This is a genomic window from Pricia sp. (assembly GCF_041745955.1).
In the GTDB taxonomy this organism is placed as follows: Bacteria; Bacteroidota; Bacteroidia; order Flavobacteriales; family Flavobacteriaceae; genus Pricia.
The window spans coordinates 1-7,847 of sequence record NZ_JBGTHY010000521.1 but is presented as its reverse complement, the minus strand read 5'-3'; the positions used below and the strand labels follow the sequence as shown (position 1 = coordinate 7,847).

Below are 7,847 nucleotides of genomic sequence, written 5' to 3'. Positions count from 1 at the left end.
CGGCGCATGCCTTTAGCGATACCTTTGCGGCCAAGGTCAATTTTTCCATTTTGAAAGGTGAGGATTGGCATGCGAACAGCATTATTGATTTGGAGAATCCCGGACGCACTAGAATCGACCCGGCTTATGACGGTTTAAATGTATATGGTGACGAAGTCTCGACAACTTTGGATTTTGATGATTTGGCCGTTCCAGATTTACCGGATGGAACCGAGCAGGCACTACCATCTGGCACGCTGGGTTCTGCTACAGTCTCCCGAACAGGTTACGATGAGGCGGACTTGATCGATTATGGCGCGGAGAGCGTCAAGTTCGATGGGGCATTGCATTTTCGCCCTTTTGCGGATGATTTTGAAATTGTTTATCAAGCCAGGGTTGGTCGCGGAAATACAATTTATCAAGGTGCCAACCGATATTCCATCCAAGATTTTATCATGCAGCAGCATAAACTGGAAATCCGAAACGATAATTTCTTTTTAAGGGGATATCTGACGGCAGAGAATTCCGGGAATTCCTATGATACCCGCTTTGCCGCCATCAATGTCAATCGAAGGTGGAAACGGGATGCGCCCAATCCCGATGACGCCAGCGAACCTTCGTGGTTCGGGGATTATGCCCGAACGTATATCGGATCCAAATTGGGTGTCGGAACGGGCAATCAGTTAGATGATGCTACAGCACATGCCTTGGCTAGGCAGGCAGCCGATACGGGTAGGTTCCTTCCCGGTACGCCAGCTTTTGAAAATGCCCTGACAGACGTAATTACCGATGGCAATTTGACTACCGGGGCCAAATTTATCGATAATACCAAAGTACGCCATGTCGATGCCAATTATAATTTTAGCCATCTGACCCAGGATTTTGCCGAAATTCAAATAGGGGGTTCCTTCAGGGAGTACGTGCTGAATTCGAGCGGCACAATTTTTACCGATATCGACCGACCTATCGTTTACGGCGAATATGGTGCCTATGCCCAATTACAAAAGAAATTTTTTGATGAGCGTTTGAAATTCACGGGATCGGTGCGATTCGATAAGAACGAATTTTTCAACGGCTTCTTTTCGCCCAGAGGTTCCTTGGTCTACACCATGGGGGAAAAGAGAAACCACAACATTCGTGGATCGGTGCAGCAAGGGTTTAGAAACCCAACGACCCAAGATCTTTTTATTGGCCTGAATGCAGGGAGGGCCATTCTAGTGGGATCCGCTCCTAACAATCCTGACAGATATACCTCGTCACCAATTCTATTGAGTACTAAAGGGCGGGTGTTGACAGGTCAATCATCAGTGACCCTTACGGGCAGGGATGCCTACGAAAATGCCTATTCGCTGAGCTCCGTAGAAGCTGGAAATCCGACGACTGTAAACACACCATTCGTAAAGCCCGAAGAAATAACGGCCTATGAAGTCGGGTATCGCGCTCAAATTGGAAAAGTAGCTATTGATTTAAGTGGGTATTACAATCAGTACAAAAATTTTATATCCAACACTACGGTGGTTGTTCCTCTGTACGGTCAGGCGGGCGATGGAGGCTTATCACTTTTAGCACTGCAAAACGAAGATTTTCAAGCTTTTCAGACCTATACCAATTCCCTAGCCGATATCAACTCTTATGGGGCGACCGTCGGTATCGATGCCAAAATATTGGGCAACTTTGATATAGGAGGCAGTTATACCTTTAGCGAACTGGATTTCAACCAAGCGGCTTTCCCTGATTTTAGAACGAGCTTCAACACCCCCAAACACAAGTTCAAGGCTTCCTTTGGAAATACGGAACTGTTCAAGAATTTCGGTTTCAACATCAATTACCGATGGAGCGACACCTATTTATGGCAGGCTACGTTTGCCGATGGCGATATTCCTGCCTATAGCGTGTTGGACGCGCAGATTAATTATACTTGCCCCAATATCAAGTCCGTATTCAAATTGGGCGGGTCGAACCTGTTGGGCCAAGAGTATTTTTCTGCAGTCGGTACCGGAAATATAGGGTCGTTGTACTACCTTTCTTGGGCCATCAATCCGTGATTTTTTTACAAAAAGCAAATGTAGGGGCGGTCAATTTGGCCGCCCTTTTCTTATTGTAAAGCCACATCCCAAAAAACAATAAAAAGTAGTTTTTAAATTAAGCCCAATACCCTATCTTTGCCCCCTGAAAATCCCAACCCATAAACACAGCAGCAATGTCAAAAGTTACAGGTAAAGTTTCCCAGATCATCGGGCCGGTCGTCGATGTGGAATTCCAGTCGGGCGATGAACTTCCAAAAATCTATGATTCCTTGGAAATCACTAGGGAAGATGGTACCATTCTAGTCTTGGAGGTACAGTCCCATACCGGTGAGAATACCGTCAGAACGATTTCAATGGATTCTTCGGATGGATTGAGCAGGGGAACCGAAGTACTTTCGACAGGGGCTCCTATCCAAATGCCCATAGGCGAGGATGTTTACGGACGCCTCTTTAACGTTATCGGTGATCCTATCGACGGTTTGGGCAATCTGCCTAAGGCCGGTAAAGATGGACTCCCAATTCACAGGGAAGCGCCCAAATTCGAGGACCTAACCACTTCTACCGAAGTCCTTTTTACAGGAATCAAGGTTATCGACCTTATCGAACCTTATGCCAAAGGAGGTAAAATCGGTCTGTTTGGTGGAGCAGGTGTCGGCAAGACCGTTCTGATCCAAGAATTGATCAACAACATCGCCAAAGGCCACGGCGGACTATCAGTTTTCGCCGGAGTAGGGGAACGGACCCGTGAAGGAAACGACTTGTTGCGCGAGATGCTGGAATCCGGCATCATCAAATACGGTGACGCCTTCATGCATTCGATGGAAGAAGGCGGTTGGGACCTTTCCAAAGTAGATATGAAAGTGATGAAAGAGTCGAAGGCGACCTTCGTCTTCGGACAGATGAACGAACCTCCCGGAGCACGTGCCCGAGTGGCCTTATCCGGTCTGACCATTGCGGAGTACTTCCGTGACGGTGCAGGCGAGGGGCAAGGTAAGGACGTACTTTTCTTCGTAGATAATATTTTCCGGTTTACCCAAGCCGGTTCGGAAGTGTCAGCACTTCTGGGACGTATGCCCTCAGCGGTAGGATATCAGCCCACCTTGGCCACCGAAATGGGAGCCATGCAAGAACGGATTACCTCGACTAAAAGAGGTTCGATTACTTCGGTGCAAGCGGTATACGTACCTGCAGATGACCTTACGGATCCCGCACCCGCAACGACCTTTGCCCACTTGGACGCTACCACGGTACTATCCCGTAAGATTTCGGAATTGGGAATCTATCCCGCGGTGGATCCCTTGGATTCCACTTCGCGGATCCTTACCGCCGATATTCTGGGGAAAGATCATTACAACTGCGCCCAACGTGTAAAAGAGTTATTACAGCGTTATAAAGAATTACAGGATATCATTGCCATCCTAGGTATGGAAGAACTGTCGGAAGAAGATAAACTGGCCGTGGGCCGTGCCCGACGGGTACAGCGTTTCCTTTCCCAGCCCTTTCATGTGGCCGAGCAATTTACCGGTATCCCAGGAGTGTTGGTCGACATTAAGGAGACCATCAAAGGCTTCAACATGATTATGGAAGGCGAACTCGATCACCTTCCCGAATCTGCCTTTAACTTGAAAGGTACCATCGAGGAAGCTATGGAGGCGGGTGAGAAGATGCTCGCAGAAGCGTAACCGAGCTGAACTCGGAAAAATCCAAATTACAAGCACCAAATTCCAAAACAGGTTTTTGGAATTTGGAATTTTTTCTTGGAAGAAGGTTTCGGATTCCTAATAATGTATTACTAACTACTTAGTACCAACTACTCGAAATTATGTATTTAGAGATTGTATCCCCAGAGGCCACCCTTTTCGCCGGCGAAGTTACTTCGGTTACCGTACCGGGGGTCGAGGGCGAGTTCCAGATGTTGAAAAATCACGCGGCCATTGTTTCCCTGTTGCAGGAGGGCGATGTCAAGTTCGACGGTAGTGCTTCCGTTTCCGAGGCCCATGCCTCCAAATTCTCCAAGAATGCCGATGGGAAGACCGTCCTCCATATTACCAGCGGTACGGTCGAGATGAAGGATAATAGGATTATTGTGCTGGCGGATTAAGTTCTGGAAGGCCAAATTCAAATTCAATGGGCCATCTGTTTTTACGGATGGCTTTTTTGTTCTTGCGAAAGAGACTCCAAAGGTTTTATTTTAACTGGATTACCTTCCAATCTTGGTTTCCAAAGCGATACGTCGTCAAATTCGCAAAGCCCACAGCATAATGGGCTCGTACCGAACGTGTGTTTTCGGCATCGACCTCGGTGATGATCTGCCCGAATTCAGGACGAATGCCCTTTTGCATCGTTTGGTACAATTGGCGAAAGATACCTTGGCCGCGAAACGCTTTGGCGATACATATCTGACCCATCACGATGTAGTTTTCAATTTTAGGGTTCAGGGCAAAGATTTCATCGAACATCGGTCGCAGCACTTCAATTTCATCCGCGAATTTTGGATGCATGCATAGGGCATAACCGATCACGATACCGTCGTTTTTTGCAACGATATGCGGACAAGCATCGTTCATTGCCTTGAGTATATCGAACGTATGCGGAACCGTAACAAATCCCTCCTTTTTCTTTTCCTCGGATGAAAGATTCCCGGGAAGGTTCGCTCGCTGCAAGGCGAGTATCTGGTTCAAATCCGCTTCGGATGCCGCTCTGCCAAAGGTTATCATCACATTTCGAGGTTAGTGTTATTTTTAGTTTATGGAAAGTTTAGACAAGAATCACATAAATTTTCACTGATTTTTTTCATAACTCATGTCTCATAACTCTTGTTACCGGAAAAAGGTTACTCGATCTTTAACCACTCCTTCCTCTTTTTCAGGTGCTTTTTCGAAGGTTTCCCCCCAAGGGTCTCCATAAGATGGACGCTATATTCCGGATCGGATTCTAGTGTTAAGGAAGTAGTCTCCGCTTTGTCATAGCGTTCAAAAGCGATTTTCAACGTATCCCCTACCTTAAATTGACCGATAAAGGCACCGAATTGCTGCCCGGTAGGAAAATCGTTGCCGTTGATAGATGTGATGACATCGCCCTTGTCGAGCCCCGACTCGTAGGCCGGACTTCCGATTTTTGGGTTCGTTTGAATCACCCCATTTCCATCACCGTCAAGTTGGGCCGTTATGCCGATGTAAGGACTTTCCGAATTTTGCTGAAGCACTACGCCAACTGATTCCAGCAACGGTTTATAATCCGGCATTCCACTTTTGTAGATATAGTTGTTGAAAAAGCTGTCCCCAAACGGCTGCCCTGCGTAATCGTTCAGGGCTTTATGTAAGTCTTCCAAAATATATGGGGTTTCATTTTTTCCATACTTCTGCCAGACCTGTTTCATAAAACTATCAAGGTTGAAATCTTTTTCCCGTAACGAAAGGTCGAGCGCTAGGCCCAAAACGCTTCCATAAGAATAGTAGGAAATAAATGTGTTTTCCCTGTTCACGGGATCGACCGAGGTCGCCGCATCGACAAAAGGCGCTTGATAGCTCATCTCGATGGGATTAAAAAATTGCCGTGCCGGGGAATTCCAGACGTAGTTGAAGGTTCCGGAAAGGCCCTCAACGTATTCTTCGGGAGAAATGATACCCGTCCGGCATAGGATCAGCCCGGTATAATAACTGGTAAATCCTTCGGCGAACCAAAGGGCACCGCTCATATTGGCTTCCGAAAAATTGAAGGGCTCCAACGATTTAGGGCGGATGCGCTCCACATTCCAGCTATGGAAAAATTCATGGGAAACCGTGCCGATATTTCCTTCCATTCCACCTTCGGCCAAACCTTCCGTATCGGTCAAAATAGTGGAGTTTCGATGCTCCATACCATCCCCGGAGGCATTGGGCACGTAGCAGGCCATAAAGGTATAAGTTCCATAATCGAAAATAGGGAGTTCACCGAATACCTCCTTTTCGGCGAGAACGATTTTCTTGACCTTTTCGAAATAGATGTCCAGTTCTGCTTCCGTACCGTTATGGTGCAGTACAAATTGTACTTTTTGACGCTTGCCGTTCGAGGCCACTTCAAATTCCCGCATTTGAAAATCGCTGATTTCAACGGGACTATCCATAAAATATTGAAAATTAGGTGCGGAGTAGGTGGTGCCGGAGACAATGGGCATCTGCGTAGCTATTTTCCAGTTCAGGTCTTCACGGACCTTAAAATCCACTTCGATCTTACGCTCGTCCAGCTCCGGCGCGGACATAAAGGTCGCCGGAATATTCAAATGTGCGTGCGTCCCGTCGACCTGCGAATAGGTGCCGTCGCCACGATTGGCGAACAGGGTGTAGCTGATGTTCACCATGCCATCGTGACCGGTGATATCCCATTGATAGGGGTTCGGACGGGAGATGGGCAAAACCTTTCCTTGGCTATCGGTGGCCTTGAAATTATAAAGGTTTTTGGCAAATTCATGTAGGGCATACCGTCCGGGCGAGCTACGGCTCATCCTGAAAGCGACCGTATCGGATTTTAAATCCGTAAATTTTCCCTTGATCATCGCCTCGTGGTGAACGGCGTTTTCAAAGGAGATTTCATAGTGGTTCGTCTGGGCAAAAGAAACGGATCCATATATAATAAAAAGAAAGTAAATCGTTTGCTTCATGGTAAAGGAATTCATTGATAGGTTCATACAGACGAAGATACGATAACCTGAAATTTCTTTCAATGAAAACGACAACGGGCTCGATAAAGGGGTTATTTTTACGGAATGACCCGATTCCCAAAAAAGCTACACGATAAACTGGCCCATCGGGAAGTCCAAAGCACGCTTAGGCACTTACCGGAGGCGAACGATTTGGTGGATTTTTCCTCCAACGATTATTTGGGTTTTTCAAGAAACGGCGAAATCTTTGGGCGGGCATCCCAATTGCTATCCGAGAAGAATATCATACAGAACGGGGCAACGGGTTCTCGGTTGCTTTCGGGAAACCATCCTTTATATGCCGAATTGGAAGAAAAGATGGCAGAATTCCATCAAACGGAGTCCGCTTTGGTCTTTAATTCGGGCTACGACGCCAATATCGGTTTTTTCGGTGCCGTGCCGCAGCGGGGCGATATCGTTTTTTACGACGAGTACGTCCACGCCAGCATCCGCGACGGCATCAAAATGGGGAATGCGAAAAGCTATAGGTTCAAGCATAACGATCTAGAGGATTTAAAAAAGAAGTGTCGGGCTGCGCTTGGGCGAAGTTCTTTTGCAGGGACGGCCAAAGTAGCATCGACCGACCTGCCAACCGGAGGGGCAGGCAGAGCGGAAGTGCGGACACCGAGCTTGATTGCCGACAAAGCAGGCGAAGCTGAAGTGCCTGTACCGCGCGCAGTCGAGGCACCTGTATCGAGCGCAGACGAGGTATACGTTGTCACCGAATCTGTCTTCTCCATGGATGGGGATTCCCCGAACCTAAAATCCTTTGCCGAATTCTGTCAAGAAAACAACTATCATTTGGTAGTGGACGAAGCCCATGCTTTAGGAGTATTTGGAAAAAAGGGGGAAGGCCTAATTCAGGAGTTGGGTTTACAGGATGCCATTTTCGCCCGCATCGTCACCTTCGGAAAAGCCATGGGCTGTCACGGTGCCGCTATCTTGGGGAGTATTATTTTTAAGAACTATTTGATCAACTTCGCCCGCAGCTTAATTTATACGACAGGACTTCCCCCACATTCCGTGGCAACAATTTTTGCATCCTATGAATATCTTTTGGCGTCCGACAACGGGCACAACGGAAAGCTAGGAAACCGCCTTGTCACAGGCCTCAAGAAAAAGATAGAATTTTTCAACCTTGGGCTTGCAACGCCTGCCCGGAT

At 47.4% G+C, this 7,847-nt stretch carries 6 protein-coding genes; 4 read left to right on the top strand and 2 right to left on the bottom strand.

Translation table 11 applies throughout. The features are described from left to right. The 3 genes from ACEW8S_RS18625 to ACEW8S_RS18615 form a co-directional block, all read left to right on the top strand. Window positions 1–2,024 (top strand): TonB-dependent receptor plug domain-containing protein (locus tag ACEW8S_RS18625; RefSeq protein ID WP_373519610.1); only part of this gene is annotated, 2,024 nt, incomplete at its 5' end. Between the two features lie 155 nt (window positions 2,025–2,179). After that, window positions 2,180–3,688 carry a F0F1 ATP synthase subunit beta gene (gene atpD, locus ACEW8S_RS18620; RefSeq protein ID WP_373519609.1) on the top strand — a complete coding sequence of 503 codons (1,509 nt, stop codon included), beginning with the start codon at window positions 2,180–2,182 and terminating at the stop codon, window positions 3,686–3,688. A 140-nt stretch (window positions 3,689–3,828) separates the two neighbouring features. Then, on the top strand, window positions 3,829–4,107 hold the full coding sequence (locus ACEW8S_RS18615) for a hypothetical protein (protein ID WP_373519608.1): 279 nt from the start codon (window positions 3,829–3,831) through the stop codon (window positions 4,105–4,107). A gap of 85 nt (window positions 4,108–4,192) precedes the next feature. On the opposite strand, the gene ACEW8S_RS18610 is transcribed toward ACEW8S_RS18615, so the two are convergent. After that, window positions 4,193–4,723 carry an N-acetyltransferase family protein gene (locus tag ACEW8S_RS18610; protein ID WP_373519607.1) on the bottom strand — a complete coding sequence of 177 codons (531 nt, stop codon included), beginning with the start codon at window positions 4,721–4,723 and terminating at the stop codon, window positions 4,193–4,195. A gap of 116 nt (window positions 4,724–4,839) precedes the next feature. After that, complete coding sequence (locus tag ACEW8S_RS18605) at window positions 4,840–6,645, bottom strand: M61 family metallopeptidase (RefSeq protein ID WP_373519611.1); 1,806 nt, start codon at window positions 6,643–6,645, stop codon at window positions 4,840–4,842. Window positions 6,646–6,750: 105 nt separating this feature from the next. Here ACEW8S_RS18605 and ACEW8S_RS18600 point away from each other — a divergent pair. Continuing rightward, on the top strand, window positions 6,751–7,847 hold a 1,097-nt coding region (locus tag ACEW8S_RS18600; RefSeq protein WP_373519606.1), incomplete at its 3' end, for an aminotransferase class I/II-fold pyridoxal phosphate-dependent enzyme.